At 54.2% G+C, this 16,729-nt stretch carries 18 protein-coding genes; 6 read left to right on the forward strand and 12 right to left on the reverse strand.

Annotated elements, in window-relative coordinates; all coding sequences use genetic code 11:
- The first annotated feature begins 28 nt into the window (after positions 1-28).
- Together IEW52_RS08850 and csdE are read left to right on the forward strand one after the other, a co-directional pair.
- Positions 29-1,243: an aminotransferase class V-fold PLP-dependent enzyme gene (locus IEW52_RS08850; protein WP_188629707.1), complete on the forward strand. Its 1,215-nt coding sequence runs from the start codon at positions 29-31 to the stop codon at positions 1,241-1,243.
- A complete protein-coding gene (csdE, locus tag IEW52_RS08855; protein WP_188629708.1) occupies positions 1,243-1,686 on the forward strand; it encodes a cysteine desulfurase sulfur acceptor subunit CsdE in 444 nt (147 codons plus the stop codon). The genes IEW52_RS08850 and csdE overlap by 1 nt, the downstream gene beginning before the upstream one ends.
- 190 nt (positions 1,687-1,876) lie before the next feature.
- On the opposite strand, the gene tcdA is transcribed toward csdE, so the two are convergent.
- Positions 1,877-2,668, reverse strand: coding sequence for a tRNA cyclic N6-threonylcarbamoyladenosine(37) synthase TcdA (gene tcdA / locus IEW52_RS08860; RefSeq protein WP_188629709.1), 792 nt, complete (start codon positions 2,666-2,668; stop codon positions 1,877-1,879).
- Positions 2,669-2,819: 151 nt separating this feature from the next.
- Positions 2,820-4,307, reverse strand: coding sequence for a ketol-acid reductoisomerase (gene ilvC, locus IEW52_RS08865; RefSeq protein ID WP_188629710.1), 1,488 nt, complete (start codon positions 4,305-4,307; stop codon positions 2,820-2,822).
- A 148-nt stretch (positions 4,308-4,455) separates the two neighbouring features.
- On the opposite strand from ilvC, the gene ilvY reads away from it, so the two are divergent.
- Together ilvY and ubiK are read left to right on the forward strand one after the other, a co-directional pair.
- On the forward strand, positions 4,456-5,340 hold the full coding sequence (gene ilvY, locus IEW52_RS08870; RefSeq protein WP_188629711.1) for an HTH-type transcriptional activator IlvY: 885 nt from the start codon (positions 4,456-4,458) through the stop codon (positions 5,338-5,340).
- A 97-nt stretch (positions 5,341-5,437) separates the two neighbouring features.
- Positions 5,438-5,704, forward strand: a complete 267-nt coding sequence (gene ubiK / locus IEW52_RS08875; protein WP_188629712.1) for a ubiquinone biosynthesis accessory factor UbiK — start codon at positions 5,438-5,440, stop codon at positions 5,702-5,704.
- A gap of 139 nt (positions 5,705-5,843) precedes the next feature.
- On the opposite strand, the gene fre is transcribed toward ubiK, so the two are convergent.
- The 4 genes from fre to trxA form a co-directional block, all read right to left on the reverse strand.
- Positions 5,844-6,539 carry an NAD(P)H-flavin reductase gene (fre, locus tag IEW52_RS08880; protein ID WP_188629713.1) on the reverse strand — a complete coding sequence of 232 codons (696 nt, stop codon included), beginning with the start codon at positions 6,537-6,539 and terminating at the stop codon, positions 5,844-5,846.
- 2 nt (positions 6,540-6,541) lie between these two features.
- On the reverse strand, positions 6,542-8,041 hold the full coding sequence (gene ubiD / locus IEW52_RS08885; protein ID WP_188629714.1) for a 4-hydroxy-3-polyprenylbenzoate decarboxylase: 1,500 nt from the start codon (positions 8,039-8,041) through the stop codon (positions 6,542-6,544).
- A 112-nt stretch (positions 8,042-8,153) separates the two neighbouring features.
- Positions 8,154-9,419 (reverse strand): transcription termination factor Rho, encoded by a 1,266-nt coding sequence (rho, locus tag IEW52_RS08890; protein WP_188629715.1) that lies wholly within the window; start codon positions 9,417-9,419, stop codon positions 8,154-8,156.
- Positions 9,420-9,602: 183 nt separating this feature from the next.
- Positions 9,603-9,929: a thioredoxin TrxA gene (gene trxA / locus IEW52_RS08895; RefSeq protein ID WP_188629716.1), complete on the reverse strand. Its 327-nt coding sequence runs from the start codon at positions 9,927-9,929 to the stop codon at positions 9,603-9,605.
- Positions 9,930-10,059: 130 nt separating this feature from the next.
- Here trxA and rhlB point away from each other — a divergent pair, with 130 nt between their 5' ends.
- Complete coding sequence (gene rhlB / locus IEW52_RS08900; RefSeq protein ID WP_188629717.1) at positions 10,060-11,367, forward strand: ATP-dependent RNA helicase RhlB; 1,308 nt, start codon at positions 10,060-10,062, stop codon at positions 11,365-11,367.
- Between the two features lie 5 nt (positions 11,368-11,372).
- A complete protein-coding gene (gene gppA, locus IEW52_RS08905) occupies positions 11,373-12,866 on the forward strand; it encodes a guanosine-5'-triphosphate,3'-diphosphate diphosphatase (RefSeq protein WP_188629718.1) in 1,494 nt (497 codons plus the stop codon).
- A 152-nt stretch (positions 12,867-13,018) separates the two neighbouring features.
- Here gppA and IEW52_RS08910 read toward each other — a convergent pair whose 3' ends face one another.
- The 6 genes from IEW52_RS08910 to tatA all read right to left on the reverse strand — a co-directional run bounded on the left by IEW52_RS08910 (position 13,019) and on the right by tatA (position 16,682).
- Positions 13,019-13,366 carry a RidA family protein gene (locus IEW52_RS08910; RefSeq protein WP_188629719.1) on the reverse strand — a complete coding sequence of 116 codons (348 nt, stop codon included), beginning with the start codon at positions 13,364-13,366 and terminating at the stop codon, positions 13,019-13,021.
- Positions 13,367-13,486: 120 nt separating this feature from the next.
- Positions 13,487-14,497, reverse strand: coding sequence for a porphobilinogen synthase (gene hemB / locus IEW52_RS08915; RefSeq protein WP_188629720.1), 1,011 nt, complete (start codon positions 14,495-14,497; stop codon positions 13,487-13,489).
- Between the two features lie 30 nt (positions 14,498-14,527).
- A complete protein-coding gene (locus tag IEW52_RS08920) occupies positions 14,528-15,307 on the reverse strand; it encodes a TatD family hydrolase (RefSeq protein WP_188629721.1) in 780 nt (259 codons plus the stop codon).
- Positions 15,304-16,053 (reverse strand): twin-arginine translocase subunit TatC, encoded by a 750-nt coding sequence (gene tatC, locus IEW52_RS08925; RefSeq protein ID WP_188629722.1) that lies wholly within the window; start codon positions 16,051-16,053, stop codon positions 15,304-15,306. Before tatC ends, IEW52_RS08920 begins: the two co-directional genes overlap by 4 nt.
- Positions 16,054-16,413, reverse strand: coding sequence for a Sec-independent protein translocase protein TatB (tatB, locus tag IEW52_RS08930; protein ID WP_188629723.1), 360 nt, complete (start codon positions 16,411-16,413; stop codon positions 16,054-16,056).
- 2 nt (positions 16,414-16,415) lie between these two features.
- Entirely contained in the window at positions 16,416-16,682 is a 267-nt protein-coding gene (tatA, locus tag IEW52_RS08935) for a Sec-independent protein translocase subunit TatA (RefSeq protein WP_188629724.1), read from the reverse strand.
- Between the last annotated feature and the right edge of the window lie 47 nt (positions 16,683-16,729).

Raw genomic sequence — 16,729 nt, forward strand, 5'->3', positions numbered from 1 at the left:
TGCCAGCGCTTATTTACCTGAACTTATCATGGCATTCGATATACAGACTCTTAGACTCGACTTTCCTGCTCTGGCCCAATCCGTAAACGATCATCCGTTGGTGTATCTGGATAATGCCGCCACCACGCAGAAGCCGCAAATCGTGCTGGATGCGCTCAGTCACTATTATCAGCAGCAAAATGCCAACGTGCATCGCGCTGCCCACGCCCTGAGCGGACAGGCCACACAGGCATTTGAGGGCGCGCGCAGCAAGGTTGCCCGCTTTATTAATGCTCCCGAGGCCAAGCAAGTTATTTGGACCCGGGGCACCACCGAGGCTATCAACCTGGTGGCGTACAGCTTTGGTATGCACAGCCTCAAGGCCGGTGATGAAATCATACTGTCGACCCTGGAGCATCACGCCAATATCGTGCCCTGGCAGCAAGTCGCAGCGGCTACTGGCGCCATCATCAAGGTGATCCCGCTTACCGCGACTGCCGAGCTGGATCTTGCGGCCGCCGCCACGCTGTTTTCAACCCGCACCAAATTGCTGGCCATCGGTCAGGTCTCGAATGCGCTTGGGGTGATCAACCCGATTAAAGAACTGATTGCCATGGCTAAGGCGGTGAATGCCGTTACGCTGGTGGATGGTGCCCAGGCGGTGGGCCATATGCCGGTGGATGTGCAGGCGCTGGACTGTGACTTTTATGTGTTTTCTGGGCACAAGCTGTTTGGCCCCACCGGTATTGGCGTACTGTACGGCAAGCGTCACTTGCTGGAGCAAATGCCGCCCTGGCAAACCGGCGGCGAGATGATCAAACGGGTGAGCTTCGCGCGCACCAGTTTTGGCGAGCTGCCGTTCAAATTTGAAGCCGGCACCCCCAATATTGCCGGAGCCATCGGCCTGGGTGCGGCCATCGATTATGTGTCGGCACAAGATCGCACGGCTCTGGCTGAGCACGAACAGCAGTTAATGCAGCAACTGTTGACTGGCCTGGCTGCCATGCCAGATGTGCATGTTATTGGCCGCCCCGCCGTCGGAGCCGTGTCGTTCTTGGTGGATGACGTGCACCCGCAAGACCTGGCCACCTTGCTCGATATGCAGGGCATAGCGGTGCGCACTGGCCATCATTGCGCCATGCCACTGATGCAGGCTCTGGGATTGGAGCAAGGGACGATTCGTGCCTCGCTCGCCTTTTATAATACCGCCGACGACGTTGCCGCCCTGCTGGCCGGTATCGATAAAGCACGGGAGTTTTTTTAATGCAGCACGCTAGTCACAACCAAAGTCACCCCCTGGGCCACACCATTACCGACACCGATATTCGCGCTTTATTTCAAGCGGCCCACGGCTGGGAAGCGCGTTATAAAGAGTTGATCAAACTGGCCAAACAGTTGCCGCCATTGGATGAGGCAGATAAAACCGATGCCAACGCCATTCACGGCTGTGAAAGTCAGGCCTGGCTGGTGAGCAAGCAGGATGAAACAGGGCGTTGGCAGTTCCACAGCGACTCGAACGCCCGTATCGTCAAGGGGCTGATGGCGGTAGTATTGGCCGCGCTCAACAACAAGACCAGCGAGCAGATCCAGGCCTTCGATATGGAAGCCTACTTCAGCGAACTGCAGCTATTGCCACACCTGAGCCCCTCTCGGGGGAACGGCCTGCGGGCCGTGGTAGAAGCCATAAAACACAGCTGTAAGCCGTAAGCTTTCAGCTGTCAGTTAACGATAAACACCGGGCCCTGTAGCCCTGCGCTTTAGCTGCAGGTTCTGCGAAGCAGAATAATTTTAAAGAATCCCGCTGAGACGGGACTGCAGCTAAAGCGCAGACGACAGACACACTCATCGCTATTTTTATCATTTGATCTTGTTGTGCTGACGGCTTAAGGCTGATCGCTTACGGCTTTCTTTCCGCTGCTTGCGTAGCAAGCTTTGAAAGCACGCGGCTCACCATAAAGAAACCGAAGGTGGCGGTGATGTGGGTGATGGCGCCAAAGCCGGAGGCGCAGTCCATTTTCATGGTACCGTCCGACTCTTTCTTGGTATTGCAAATGCCGCCGCTGCCGTCCGGGTAACGGGGCTGTTCGGTGGAAAACACGCAATCGACGCCAAACTTGCGCTTGGGGTTCTTGCTGAAGTGGTGAAAACGGCGAAGATCGCCCCGTACCTTGGCGGCCAATGGATCTTGGATCGTCTTACTGAGATCACTGATCCGGATCTGGGTAGGATCGAGCTGGCCACCGGCACCGCCCGCCATGATCACCGGGATCTTGTTGCGTTTGCAGTAGGCGATCAACGCCACCTTGGACTTGACCGAGTCGATGGCATCCACCACATAGTCAAAATCATGCAACAGATGCTCCGCCAGATTGTCCGGGCTGATGAAGTCGTCCACCACAGTCACCCGGCATTCCGGGTTGATTAATCTGATCCGCTCGGCCATAGCCAGGGTTTTTTCCTGACCAATCTGGTTACTGAGCGCGTGGAGCTGACGGTTGGTATTGGTGATGCAGATGTCGTCCATGTCGATCAGGGTGATGGCACCAATACCGGAACGAGCCAGTGCTTCCGCCGCCCAGGATCCCACGCCGCCAATGCCGATCACACAGACGTGTGATGTGGCAAAGCGGGCCAGGGCATCGGCCCCGTACAGTCGGGCAATCCCCCCAAAACGCTCGTCAAAACTCATTGTTCACTCCCCTTGATTGAGCGGGCATTATATCAGACTGACGGGGAACAGGGATTGGGGACTCGGGATTGGGGATTGGGTTCCCTAATCCCCAAACCAAAAAGGGAGGCTTTCGCCTCCCTGTGTTTGCAGCTCTGTTTATTATTATCTATTAACCGCCAACGGCGATGTTTTTCATGTCGGTCATGTAAGAACGCAGTGTCTTGCCGATAGTCTCAACCGGGTGGTTACGAATCGCTTCGTTCACGTCAATCAGGCGACGGTTATCAACCGAGTTGGACTCAACCTCGAACGGCTTGCCGATCACGTTGGTGCTTACCTTGGGCATGAACTTCTCACGCAACAAAGGTACGGCGGCGTTGGCGAACAGGTAGTTACCGTACTCGGCAGTATCGGAGATAACCACGTTCATTTCATACAGACGCTTACGGGCAACTGTGTTGGCGATCAGCGGCAGTTCATGCAGAGACTCGTAGTAGGCAGACTCATCGATGATGCCAGACGCGGTCATGGCTTCGAAGGCCAGCTCAACACCGGCTTTAACCATGGCTACCAGCAGAATGGCGTTATCGAAGTACTCTTGTTCGTCGATCACTACGTCGCTAACCGGATACTGCTCAAAGCTGGTGTCGGCAGTGGCTTCACGCCAGGTCAGCAGATCTTTGTCGTCGTTTGCCCAGTCGGCCATCATGCCGGCAGAGAAGTTGCCCTGGATGATGTCATCCATGTGCTTGTTGAACAAAGGACGCATCAGCTCTTTCAGCTCTTCGGCCAGGTCGAACGCCTTGATCTTGGCCGGGTTGGACAGACGATCCATCATGTTGGTGATGCCGCCCTGCTTCAGCGCTTCGGTAATGGTTTCCCAACCGAACTGGATCAGCTTGCCTGCGTAACCGGCGTCGATACCGTCGGCAATCATTTTTTCGTGTGCCAGAATAGCACCGGCCTGCAGCATGCCACACAGAATGGTCTGCTCGCCCATCAGGTCAGACTTCACTTCGGCAACGAAAGAAGACTCGAGTACACCGGCACGGTCGCCACCGGTGGCAGATGCCCACGCCTTGGCGATGGCCAGACCTTCGCCCTTGGCGTCGTTTTCCGGGTGTACGGCAATCAGGGTCGGTACGCCGAAGCCACGCTTGTATTCTTCGCGTACTTCAGTGCCCGGGCACTTGGGGGCAACCATGACCACGGTAATGTCGTTACGGATCTGCATGCCTTCTTCAACGATGTTGAAGCCATGAGAGTAACCCAGAGCTGCGCCTTCTTTCATCAGTGGCATAACGGCGTTAACGGCAGAAGTGTGCTGCTTGTCTGGAGTCAGGTTCATGACCAGATCGGCAGTCGGGATCAACTCTTCATAGGTGCCCACTTTAAAGCCGTTTTCAGTCGCCTGCTTGAACGACTGACGCTTTTCGGCAATGGCTTCTGCACGCAGGGCATAGGCAACATCCAGGCCAGAATCACGCATGTTCAGGCCCTGGTTCAAACCCTGGGCGCCACAGCCAACGATAACCACTTTCTTGCCTTTCAGGTAGTTACAACCATCGGCAAATTCGTTGCGATGCATGAAGCGGCACTTGCCCAACTGGTCGAGCTGCTGACGCAGATTCAAGGTATTGAAGTAATTGTTAGCCATGATGTTCTTCCTGTTAATCCGTTTAATATAAATTCCTGCACCGCGAGCGGTGGCGACACAGTGACTATACCCCAAGCCGTTCATTGCTTAAAATGATATATTCGGAACAGAGTATTTCATTTTATGAAACGTCAACCAATGGAATCCCATGGACTTTCGCCACCTCGAACTCTTTATACATCTCAGCCAAAGCCTGCACTTTGGTCACACCGCCGATGCCATGGCGGTCAGCCCCTCTACCCTGAGTCGCGCCATTCAACGACTGGAACAGGACACGGGTTGCGAACTCCTGGTCCGCGACAATCGCAGCGTCACTTTGACCCCTGCCGGGGCCCAACTACAGCAATTTGCCCTGCGCTGGCTGGCCGACTGGCAACACCTTAAGCAAACCCTGAAACATGGGGATAATAACCTGCAGGGACGACTGCGGGTATTTTGCTCGGTCACCGCCAGTTATTTTCTGCTGCCCGGGATCCTGGAGCGCTTTCGCAGCCGTTATCCCCGCCTCGAAATCCGGCTCGAAACCGGCGATCCGGCGCTGGCCATCGACAAGATACTCGACGATGAAACCGAGCTGGCCATTGCCGCCCGGCCCGATGCCCTCCCCGCCAAGGTGCATTTTATCAACCTGCAAACCGTGCCCATGGTGTTTATTGCGCCGACGACTGCGGGTCCGGTCAGCGAGTTGCTGGAGCAGCGACCGCTGGATTGGCACCGCTTGCCGGTGATTGTATCCGAGCAAGGGGTGGCCAGAAAACGCGCCAATCAGTGGTTCAAGGCCAAGGGCATTAGCCCCAACATCTATGCCGAAGTGGCGGGGAACGAGGCGATTATTGGCATGGTGGCGCTGGGTTTTGGCATTGGCGTTGTGCCCAGGGTGGTCATCGATCACAGCCCCATGGGAGACAAGGTGCGCGTATTGGCGTCCAGCCCGGCACTCAAGTCGATTGAAGTGGGCGTGTGTCTGCTGAAGAAACGGCTGGACGACCCACTGATCCTGGCCTTCCAGCAAACTGCGCTGTCACCCGACTGAGTCATTCTGTTCGCACTTTTAACGCAAAATGACCACTCTGACCTGACGGTAGGCGATAATTAAGGCTAAAATGCCGCCATAGCCCAAGGAGATCATCATGTTAGACCCTAAAAAACTGGAAGACATCGCCAAACAGATTCAAAACAGCCTGCCCAGCGGCATCAAGAACATGGGCGAAGAGGCAGAAAAACGCATTCGTACCGTATTACAGGCACAGCTGGGCAAACTGGATATGGTGACGCGAGAAGAGTTTGATGTGCAAACCAAGGTACTGTTGCGTACCCGTGAAAAGCTCAATGATATGGAAGCAAAACTGGCACTGCTGGAACGCAAACTGACCGATGTTCAGGATGAACAAGGCTGAGTTAGCCGAGCAGGTTGCATTGGCTGGTTTAGCGCTAGCGCTGAGTAATATTCATGTACTTGATCGCTCTCTGGCGCCAGGAGCGAGGGATTCCAAGCAGTAAAAGCAGGGAAGCAAGCTTCCCTGTTCCTTGACGCGTCTAAATAAACTCGTAGGCGTCGCCAAATAACTGATCCGGCTCTATGCCCTTTTCTTTAAAGGCTTCGCGCGCCACACCCGCCATTTCGAAACGTCCGGCAATATAAACGTCATAACCGGACAGGCTGGGAAAATCTTCCATGATAGCTTCATGCACCAAACCGGTGCGGCCTTGCCAGTGCTCGCTATTCTGCAACACTGGTACATAAGTCAGCTCTTTATGCTCGGCAGCCCAGGCTTTCATTTCCTGGTCGGCATACAGGTGATCCTCATGGCGAACGCCCCAATACAAAAACACTGGCTGGCGCAAACCGTCGGCCAGCATCTGCTGCAAGATGGACCGGGTGTAGGCAAAGCCGGTACCGCCGGCCATCAGGATCACCGGATGGTGTGAGTCTTCACGCAAATGCGCCTTGCCCGCCGGCAGCTGCACCTCAATCTGTCCCTGATCCTGCATGCGCTTGAGCACCTGCATGGCATAAGTGTTGTCGGGAGTCGCACCAATATGCAGCTCCAACACACCTTCGTCATTCATGGTATTGGCAATAGAAAACGGACGTTTGTCATCTTCTGCCATTACCACCAGTAAATACTGGCCAGGAAGAAAATCCACGGGTACTTCCGGCTTTAACCGTACATACCACAGGGTATCGGCCATTTCTTCCAGGGCTTCCACACTACATGTTACTTTCTGCATGACTATCCTTTGATTTCATTCTGTTTGGCGCTCGAATCCAGGATTCCCAATTGATCCCATAAGCGGTCGACCTTTTGTTTTACTTCGTCTGTCATGACGATGGGTAAGCCCCATTCCCTGTCGGTTTCACCCGGCCACTTATTGGTCGCATCCATGCCCATCTTGGAGCCAAGGCCGGACACCGGTGAGGCAAAATCCAAATAGTCGATGGGAGTATGTTCGATCAGGGTGGTATCGCGTGCTGGATCCATTCGGGTGGTAATCGCCCAAATCACGTCATTCCAGTCTCTGGCGTTGATATCGTCATCACACACGATAACAAACTTGGTATACATAAATTGGCGTAAAAAAGACCAAACGCCGAGCATAACTCGTTTGGCATGGCCCGGATAGCGCTTTTTAATGGTCACCACCGCCATGCGATAAGAGCAACCTTCAGGCGGTAAATAGAAGTCGACTATCTCGGGAAACTGCTTTTGCAGAATGGGCACGAACACCTCATTCAATGCCACTCCCAGAATGGCCGGCTCATCCGGTGGTCGCCCGGTATAGGTGGAATGATAAATCGCATCACGGCGGCGCGTAATACGCTCTACGGTAAATACCGGAAATTCATCAATCTCGTTGTAGTAGCCGGTGTGATCCCCATAAGGCCCTTCCGGTGCCATTTCATCGGGATAAATGTAACCTTCCAGCACGATTTCGGCACTGGCCGGCACTTCCAGATCACTGCCGATACACTTGACCACTTCGGTACGACTGCCACGCAACAGACCGGCAAAGGCATATTCCGACAGCGTATCCGGCACCGGCGTCACCGCACCGAGAATGGTGGCCGGATCGGCGCCCAGCGCCACGGCCACCGGATAAGGCTGGCCGGGATTGGCTTCTTGCCACTCCCGGAAGTCCAGCGCACCACCGCGGTGGCTGAGCCAGCGCATAATGACCTTGTTCTTGCCCAGCAGCTGCTGGCGATAGATACCCAGGTTCTGCCGCTTTTTGTAAGGCCCGCGGGTAATGGTCAGCCCCCAGGTGATCAGCGGTGCCGCATCGCCCGGCCAACAATGCTGAATCGGCAACTGCGTGAGATCGACCTGATCCCCTTCCAGCACCATTTCCTGACAGGGCGCTTTTTTCAGCCGTTTGACCGGCATATTCAGCACCTGTTTGAAAATAGGCAGTTTTTCCATCAGTTCTTTAAGGCCTTTGGGCGGCTCCGGCTCTTTCAAATACGATAACCAGCGTCCCACTTCGCGTAACGAGCCCACATCCTGCTGGCCCATGCCCATGGCCACCCGCTTGGTCGTACCAAACAGGTTGCCCAGCACCGGCATATCAAAGCCCTTGGGGTTTTCAAACAGCAGAGCAGGACCGCCCGCCTTGAGGGTGCGATCGCAAATCTCGGTCATTTCCAGATAGGGGTCGATTTCATGCTGAATACGCTTGAGTTCGCCCTGAGCTTCAAGCTGCGTGATAAAGTCACGCAAGTCCTTATATTTCATAGGTTTATTCCAAGAGCATCGACAAGTGCCGTTGATTATACCCGATTCATTCAAGATCTGTTGACCAATAAAAAACCGCGGACCGGCCGCGGTTTTTTTTGTCAGATCAGGCTTATTTCTGCTGGCGTTTCATTGCATCAAAGAATTCGTCGTTGGTTTTGGTCATGGCCAATTTATCGATCAGGAATTCGATGGCATCGCTCTCACCCATGGGATGAACGATTTTACGCAAGATCCACATTTTCTGCAGTTCGTCCGACGTGGTCAGCAGCTCTTCGCGACGAGTACCGGAACGAGTAATATCAATTGCAGGATATACGCGTTTTTCGGCGATCTTGCGCGACAGGTGCAGTTCCATGTTACCGGTGCCCTTGAACTCTTCGTAGATAACATCGTCCATCTTGGAGCCGGTTTCTACCAGAGCAGTGGCGATAATGGTCAGGCTGCCGCCCTCTTCTACATTACGCGCCGCACCAAAGAAACGCTTGGGTCTGTGCAGGGCGTTGGCATCCACACCCCCGGTCAGTACCTTGCCAGAGGAAGGCACAACCGTGTTGTAGGCACGCGCCAGACGGGTAATGGAATCGAGCAAAATCACCACGTCTTTCTTGTGTTCGACCAGCCGCTTGGCCTTTTCGATAACCATATCGGCGACCTGCACGTGACGCTGGGCTGGCTCATCAAAGGTAGAAGCGATAACTTCACCTTTTACCATGCGCTGCATTTCGGTCACTTCTTCCGGACGTTCGTCGATCAGCAAGACAATCAGCACACACTCAGGGTGGTTGTAGGCAATGCTTTGCGCGATGTTCTGCAACAGCATGGTCTTACCAGCCTTGGGTGGTGCGACTATCAGGCCACGCTGGCCTTTACCGATCGGCGATGCCAAATCCAGTACCCGTGCGGTAATGTCTTCGGTAGAACCGTTGCCGCGTTCCATTTTCATGCGTTCGTCGGCATGCAGGGGCGTCAGGTTTTCAAACAGGATCTTGTTGCGCGCGTTTTCGGGTCTGTCGTAGTTGACCTCGTTGATTTTCAACAGCGCAAAGTAACGCTCACCCTCTTTGGGTGGGCGGATTTTTCCGGCAATGGTGTCGCCGGTGCGCAGGTTGAAACGGCGGATCTGGCTGGGCGAGACGTATATATCGTCCGGGCCGGCCAGATAGGAAGAGTCGGCGCTGCGCAAGAAGCCAAAGCCATCTTGCAGAATTTCCAGCACGCCATCGCCAAAGATATCTGCACCACTTTTAGCATGCGCTTTAAGGATGGCAAAAATGATGTCTTGCTTGCGTAAACGAGCCAGGTTTTCCAGGCCCATTGTTTCTCCAAGCTTTACTAGCTCAGAGACGGGGGTATTCTTGAGTTCGGTAAGATTCATAGTGGTGGGTTTCTATCAACCAGGATGTGTTAAATAGTAGGAAAAGTCTGCTGGGGTGAGACTTGAAATTGCAGGGCCCAAGGGCACAAAGTAGGTTAGCAAACGAACAATAAACTAGCACTAAAAAGATAGGCCGTCTAGCAAAAACAACAAGAGGTGCCTTGCGCACCTCTTGTTCTGGTATTACAGGTTGGCGTCCAAAAACTCTTTCAACTGAGTTTTAGACAGCGCGCCAACTTTGGTCGCCGCTACTTCGCCGTTTTTAAACAGCAGCAAAGTAGGGATACCGCGAATGCCAAACTTTGGCGGGGTGTCGGCGTTCTGATCGATATTCAGCTTGGCCACGGTGACCTTGCCTTCGTACTCTTCTGCCACTTCGGCCAGAATGGGGGCGATCATTTTACAAGGACCACACCATTCAGCCCAAAAATCTACCAGTACCGGGCCATTGGCCTTAACCACATCAGCGTCGAAGCTGGCATCGGTCAGCTGCACAATTTTGTCACTCATCTCCAACTCCAAATAGTTGTTTTATTGCTCAACACCGCACACGCGGTTATCAAGGGAATGTAGAATTTAGTTGGCCTATTTCAAATGATCCTGTTTATTATTGCAAGCCTAACCTGATATTCTGAACGTTATGAGCAAAACACACTTAACAGACGTAAAATTTGCCCAGTTGGGTCTGCAACCTCAGGTTGTCGCCGGACTGGAAGCAAAAGGATTTCACAACTGCACGCCGATACAGGCGTTGTCGTTACCCCATTTAATTGCTGGCAAGGATATCGCTGGGCAAGCCCAGACGGGAACGGGTAAAACCATTGCCTTTCTCGCCGCCACTTTTAACCACCTCCTGACCACGCCCATTCCAGAGAATCGCCAGCTTAATCAGCCCAGAGCCATTATCATGGCTCCGACCCGCGAGCTGGCGGTACAGATTTATAACGATGCCGACACCATCAGTGCCAGCACCGGCCTCAAACTGGGCCTGGCCTATGGCGGCGAAGGCTACGAGCAGCAAACCGAGGTGTTGAATGCCGGTGTCGATATCCTGATTGGTACCACAGGGCGCATCATCGATTTCCTGAAAAAACAGGTGATCGATATGGGCGCCATTCAAGTGGTGGTGCTGGATGAAGCCGATCGCATGTTTGATCTGGGCTTTATCAAGGATATTCGGTTCTTGTTCCGTCGAATGCCTCCCGCCGCACAGCGCATCAATATGCTGTTTTCTGCGACCCTGTCGTTAAGAGTGCAGGAGCTGGCCTACGAGCACATGAACAGCCCTGAGCAGGTAGCCATCGAGCCCGAGCGCAAAACCGGCATTCGCATCAAGGAAGAGCTGTTCTACCCGGCGCAAGAAGACAAGATGCTGCTGCTGCTGACCTTGATGGAAACCGAATGGCCAGACAAGGCCATCGTGTTCGCCAACACCAAGCACAGCTGTGAAAAAGTGCATGCCTGGCTGGCTGAAGATGGCCACAGGGTGGGTCTGTTGACCGGTGATGTACCGCAAAAGAAACGTTTGACCATTCTTGAGGACTTCACCAGCGGCGCCATTGATATTCTGGTAGCGACCGATGTGGCAGCTCGCGGCCTGCATATTCCTCACGTGACCCACGTATTCAACTACGATTTGCCCGACGATGCCGAAGATTACGTGCATCGCATTGGTCGTACCGGTCGCGCCGGTGCCAGCGGCTGCTCCATCAGCTTTGCCTGTGAAGAATATGTATTCAATCTGCCCGCGGTAGAAGCTTACATTGAGCATGAAATTCCGGTCAGCAAATACGACAATGACGCCCTGCTCACCGACGTAACGCCACCCGCCCGCATCCATCACCACAGATCCAATGCCAATCGCGGTAATCGGGATCGTCAAGGTGGCGGTCAGCGACGTCCTGGTGGCCATCATCGTCGCCGTCAACCGCAGGGCGGCCGGAGCTGATACAGGTGAAAAACAGCGACCTTTACGCCGCTATCGATCTTGGCTCAAACAGCTTTCACATGCTGGTGGTACACGAGGTGGCAGGAGCCTGCCGTACTCTGGCCAAGATCAAGCGCAAGGTGCGCCTTGCCGCCGGTTTGCAAGCCGACGGCAGCCTGGACTCTGCCTCACTGCAACGAGGCTGGGATTGCCTGCAGTTGTTCGCCGAGCAATTGCAGGATATTCCCGCCGACCATATTCGTATTGTGGGCACCGCAACTCTGCGCCTGGCCACCAATATCGACCTCTTCCTGAACCAGGCGCAAGCCATACTCGGGCACCCGGTTCATATTATTTCCGGCGAACAAGAAGCCGCCCTTATCTATGAAGGCGTGGCCTGGACTTCATCGGGCACCGGCCGCCGGCTGGCCATCGACATTGGTGGAGCCAGTACCGAGCTGATCGTCGGTGAAGGCACCTCGGCCCTGTTGCTGAACAGCCTGGACATGGGCTGCGTCACCTGGCTGAAACGCTACTTTGCCGATGATGTGTTAAGCGAAGCGAACTTCGAGCACGCCATTACCGCGGCGCGTCAGGTATTAACGCCCGTCGCCAGCGCTTATCTCAAGCTGGGCTGGCAGGGATGTATTGGTGCGTCGGGCACCATACAGGCCATTCAGGAAATCATGACAAGCCAGGGTGAAGATGAAGTGATCACCCTGAAAAAACTGTTGCAGCTCAAGCAGCAGGCCATTGCCTGTGGGCGACTCGACCAGCTTGCCCTGCCCGGTTTGCAGGCCGATCGCATCAGTGTGTTTCCGTCTGGGCTGGCGATTCTTATCGCCCTGTTCGACCTGCTGGCCATAGAAGACATGGTGCTGGCCGGTGGAGCGCTGCGTGAAGGCTTGATATACGGCATGCTGGGTCAGCGGCAAGACTGTGACGCCCAAGAGCGTACTGCCGACAGCCTGATCAGACGCTATCAGCTCGACAGAGATCAGGCCGAGCGGGTACGTAATACTGCCTTGGAGGCGTTACAGCAAGTTGCCGGCAGTTTGCAACTGGATGCCTCGGCCAACACCATGCTGGCCTGGTCGGCCCTGCTTTACGAGCTGGGGCTGAGCATAGAGTACAAACGCGCCCCCGAGCATGCGGCCTATATTATTCGCCACATCGACTTGCCGGGCTTTACCCCGGCGCAGAAACAGCTATTAGGCGCCTTGTTGCTGAACCAGCGCGATGAGTTTCAGCTGGCGGCATTGCAGCAGCAAAGTGCCATAGAAACCGAGCAGGCGATTTTATTGACCCGGCTGTTACGCCTGGCCATTATTCTTTGTCTGCGCCGCACCCGGGGTACGGTACCCGAGTTTCAATTGCTGGCAAACGAGCAACAGCTCACGCTGACGCTGCCGGCCAACTGGAGCAAAACCCATCATCTGCGCGCCAGCGAATTACAGCAAGAAGCCCAGCGTCAAACCGCACAAGGCTGGCCCTTGGTTATAAAACACCGTGAGGAGTGAGGGTAAAGAGAACGAAATAACACCCAGACAACAGAAAAGGCGCCACATCTGAAATCTGGGTTTTGTTCCCTGCACACTTTACGCTTCACCGCTCACAAAAATAAAAAGGCGCCATCAGGCGCCTTTTTTAATGATCGCAATTATGGCACAGATTACAGTGCTGCTGTCACGGTCACTTCAACCAGTACCACATCACGGGCCATGTGTGCCTGCACACAAGAGCGCGCCGGTGCACAGCCTTCCGGCAACCACTCGTTCCACAGTTCGTTGAAAGCGGCCACATCATCGGTGTCTTTGATGTGAATCAACGCCGACAGAATCTTGGAGTTGTCGGTGCCCGCTTCTGCCAGATGCTCGTCGATACGTGCCAGTACCTGTTTGGTTTGGCCAACGAAGTCTTCGGTCACGTCCTTGGCCACCTGTCCACACAGGTAAACGGTTTCGTTGTGGATAACCACACGGCTGACTTTCTGGCTTACGGATTTACGGATAATGGTCATGTCGTTACTGTCTCTTTGTCGTTATGAGGAATCTGATGTGAAAACGGCGGCGACAAACATCAGGGTGGCCGCCGTTCGGTGAAGGCCGTCCGTGCAGACGGATACCCTGTAAATTAATGCTTAACGCTCGTTCAACCACTGGGCCACGCGTTTGGCAAAATAAGTCAAAATGCCATCGGCACCAGCGCGCTTGAAGCACAGCAGCGACTCCATCACGGTTTCCCGCTCTTTCAGCCAGCCATTTTGAATGGCCGCCATGTGCATGGCATATTCACCACTCACCTGATAGGCAAAGGTGGGCACGCCAAACTGATCTTTCACCCGGCGTACCACATCCAGATAAGGCATGCCCGGCTTGACCATGACGCTGTCGGCCCCCTCTTCAATATCAAAAGCCACTTCCTGCAGCGCTTCGTTGCTGTTGGCCGGATCCATCTGATAGGTAGACTTGTTGCCGCCTTTAAGATTGCCCGCCGAGCCCACTGCATCGCGGAAGGGACCGTAATAGTTGGACGCATACTTGGCGGAATAGGCCATGATCTGGGTGTTGATAAAGCCAGCTTCTTCCAATGCCTGACGAATGGCGCCAATACGGCCATCCATCATATCGGACGGCGCCACTATGTCTGCTCCGGCCTGAGCCTGGCTTAGCGCCTGCTTGACCAATACTTCGGTAGTGACGTCGTTCAACACATAACCGTCCTCGTCCAGAATGCCGTCCTGACCGTGCACCGTAAAGGGGTCCAGCGCCACGTCTGTCATCACGCCCAGCTCGGGGAAGGCTGCTTTTAATGCCCGTACGGCCTCCTGGGCCAAACCTTCCGGGTTATAGGCCTCTTCTGCCATCAGGGTTTTCTGGTTGGCATTGACCACCGGAAATAGTGCAATCAGGGGCACCCCAAGTTGCACCAGCTCGGCGGCTTCTTCCAGCAGTAAATCAATGGATAACCGTTCTATGCCAGGCATGGACTCAACCGCTTCGCGGCGCTGGATACCCGGCAATACAAATACCGGATAAATCAGATCATCAACCGTGAGCGTGTTTTCTCGCACCAAACGACGGCTAAAGTCGTGTTTGCGGGTACGGCGCAGGCGTCGTGAATGAAAACCACCAAATATCTGTTGAGTCATAGCTACTCCAAAGTGAATCCTGAATCGTTCCTAAATACGGAAAAAGGCGCGGCTGGTCGCCGTAGTCTCGGCAATCAGCAGGTCGGGATGTTCGCCCCGGCAGGCGGCAATACGATGTGCAATATGAGGTAAGTAGGCCGGCTCATTGCGCCGACCATGGTGCTTGAATGGCAAATCACGGGGGAGCAGATAGGGGCTGTCGGTTTCGATCATTAAACGATTGCCCGGAATGAGCGACACCAGCTGCTGCAGCTCCTGGCCACGGCGTTCGTCACAAATCCAGCCGGTAATACCCATGTGTAAATCGAGGGCCAGACAATCGCGCAGTTCGGCTTCGCTGCCGGTAAAGCAATGCAGCACGGCCGCCGGCAATTTGTCTCGCCAGGGGGCAAGAATATCCATGAAGCGCTGGTGGGCATCGCGGCAATGCATGAATACCGGTAACTGCAATTCGGCAGCCAATGCCAGCTGGGCTTCAAATACCGTATCCTGCTGCGGACGCGGCGAAAAATCGCGATTGTAATCCAGGCCGCACTCGCCAATGGCCACCACTTCGGGGCGCAGTGCCAGCTCGCGCAGCCTGTTCAGGCTGTGTTCATCGAAGGTCTTGGCATCATGAGGATGAATGCCTGCGGTAGCATAGCAAAAGCCTGGCTGGCTGGCTGCATAGTCCGCCACTGCCAGACTTTCGGCCAGGTCGGTCCCCGTTAGCACCAGGGAAGACACGCCGGCCGCCTTGGCGCGCACCAAGACGTCGTCTCTGTCATCATCAAACTGACCGTTGGTCAGGTTCACTCCAATATCAATCATGACGCCTGGTCCTGCTCTTCCTCATCGTCGGTGTTACGGGTATAGAAGCGAGCGAAGAACACACCCACTTCAAACAGCATCCACATGGGAATGGCGAGCAGAGTCTGGGAAATAATATCCGGCGGCGTCAGCAGCATACCGACAATAAACACCACCACAATCACATAGGGACGTTTGCTGGCCAATTCCTTCGGCGTGGTCACCCCAGTCCAGCATAACAAAATGGTGGCGATGGGAATTTCAAAGGCAATGCCGAAGGCGATAAACAGGCCAAGTACAAAATCGAGATAACTGGCAATGTCGGTGGCAATGGTGACCCCTTCCGGGGCCATGTTGGTAAAAAATGCAAAGGCCAGCGGAAACACCACAAAGTAGGCAAAAGCAGCACCGGCATAAAACAACAAGGCGCTGGAAAACACCAGTGGCGCTATCAGCCGTTTTTCATGCTTGTAAAGCCCGGGCGCGATAAAGGCCCACACCTGATACAGCACATAGGGAATGGCCAGAAAGAACGCCACTATCAGGGTCAGTTTCATCGGCGTTAAAAACGGCGTCGCAACGCCGGTAGCAATCATGCTGGTGCCGGCGGGCAATTGTCGCAGCAGCGGCTCGGCTAAAATGCTGTAAATGTCGTTGGCAAAATAGACCAAGGCCAGAAAAACCAGCACTATAGCCGCGAATGCACGCAACAATCGGCCTCTCAGCTCCACCAGATGGCTGATCAGTGGCTGATGTATCTGGTTCATTTACGATTTATCCTGCGGTGCTTGAGAAGATGCTGCCTGATCGCCATCATCGTTTGGCGCGGCTTTTTTTTCATAGGGACGCGTGACGGAAGCCGCCGCATCCTTTAGCTGATCAACCGACTCCTGAAGCTCAGGACTCAGCTTGTTCATGTTGAGCTGCTCGGCTTTTTTCAAATCCCGATGCAGCTCTTCCATTTTCAGCTCTTGCGACAGCTCGGTTTTCACCGCATTGGCAGTATCGCGCACCGTTTTGAAGACTCGAGATACGGTTCTGATCGCCACCGGCAGTCGCTCCGGCCCCAAGACCAGAAGTCCAACCACGGCGATAACCACCAGCTCCCAGAAACCGATATCAAACATGATTATACTCGATCGTTGTCTTTGGTTTTTTCCTGATCTTTAGGCGTGAAAGCATCGGTTTGTTCTTTTTTATCAGCCAAAGACTCCTGTTTGAAGTCAGCATCTTGCTGATTTTTTTCGCTTTCTTTATCGTCATCGCTCATCGCTTTTTTAAAGCCTTTGACCGCAGAGCCCAAATCGCTGCCCATACCGCGTAATTTCTTGGTACCGAACAACAGCACCACAATCAAAACCACAATAAGCAGCTGCCAAACACTGATTCCACCCATGGCCATTTTTCCTATGCAAAAAGTAAAACAACATGATATCCGAGCTT

This window comes from Oceanisphaera marina (assembly GCF_014643915.1).
GTDB classification, from domain to species: Bacteria; Pseudomonadota; Gammaproteobacteria; order Enterobacterales; family Aeromonadaceae; genus Oceanimonas; species Oceanimonas marina.

Excerpts from the sequence above, each read along its gene's own strand:
- fre (WP_188629713.1), bottom strand. The coding sequence starts at position 6,539 with ATGCAGAAAGTAACATGTAGTGTGGAAGCCCTGGAAGAAATGGCCGAT.
- trxA (WP_188629716.1), bottom strand. The coding sequence starts at position 9,929 with ATGAGTGACAAAATTGTGCAGCTGACCGATGCCAGCTTCGACGCTGAT.
- tatA (WP_188629724.1), bottom strand. The coding sequence starts at position 16,682 with ATGGGTGGAATCAGTGTTTGGCAGCTGCTTATTGTGGTTTTGATTGTG.
- ilvC (WP_188629710.1), bottom strand. The coding sequence starts at position 4,307 with ATGGCTAACAATTACTTCAATACCTTGAATCTGCGTCAGCAGCTCGAC.
- ilvY (WP_188629711.1), top strand. The coding sequence starts at position 4,456 with ATGGACTTTCGCCACCTCGAACTCTTTATACATCTCAGCCAAAGCCTG.
- IEW52_RS08910 (WP_188629719.1), bottom strand. The coding sequence starts at position 13,366 with ATGACCATTATCCGTAAATCCGTAAGCCAGAAAGTCAGCCGTGTGGTT.
- hemB (WP_188629720.1), bottom strand. The coding sequence starts at position 14,497 with ATGACTCAACAGATATTTGGTGGTTTTCATTCACGACGCCTGCGCCGT.
- csdE (WP_188629708.1), top strand. The coding sequence starts at position 1,243 with ATGCAGCACGCTAGTCACAACCAAAGTCACCCCCTGGGCCACACCATT.
- IEW52_RS08920 (WP_188629721.1), bottom strand. The coding sequence starts at position 15,307 with ATGATTGATATTGGAGTGAACCTGACCAACGGTCAGTTTGATGATGAC.
- tatC (WP_188629722.1), bottom strand. The coding sequence starts at position 16,053 with ATGAACCAGATACATCAGCCACTGATCAGCCATCTGGTGGAGCTGAGA.
- tcdA (WP_188629709.1), bottom strand. The coding sequence starts at position 2,668 with ATGAGTTTTGACGAGCGTTTTGGGGGGATTGCCCGACTGTACGGGGCC.
- IEW52_RS08850 (WP_188629707.1), top strand. The coding sequence starts at position 29 with ATGGCATTCGATATACAGACTCTTAGACTCGACTTTCCTGCTCTGGCC.
- rho (WP_188629715.1), bottom strand. The coding sequence starts at position 9,419 with ATGAATCTTACCGAACTCAAGAATACCCCCGTCTCTGAGCTAGTAAAG.
- tatB (WP_188629723.1), bottom strand. The coding sequence starts at position 16,413 with ATGTTTGATATCGGTTTCTGGGAGCTGGTGGTTATCGCCGTGGTTGGA.
- ubiD (WP_188629714.1), bottom strand. The coding sequence starts at position 8,041 with ATGAAATATAAGGACTTGCGTGACTTTATCACGCAGCTTGAAGCTCAG.
- ubiK (WP_188629712.1), top strand. The coding sequence starts at position 5,438 with ATGTTAGACCCTAAAAAACTGGAAGACATCGCCAAACAGATTCAAAAC.
- rhlB (WP_188629717.1), top strand. The coding sequence starts at position 10,060 with ATGAGCAAAACACACTTAACAGACGTAAAATTTGCCCAGTTGGGTCTG.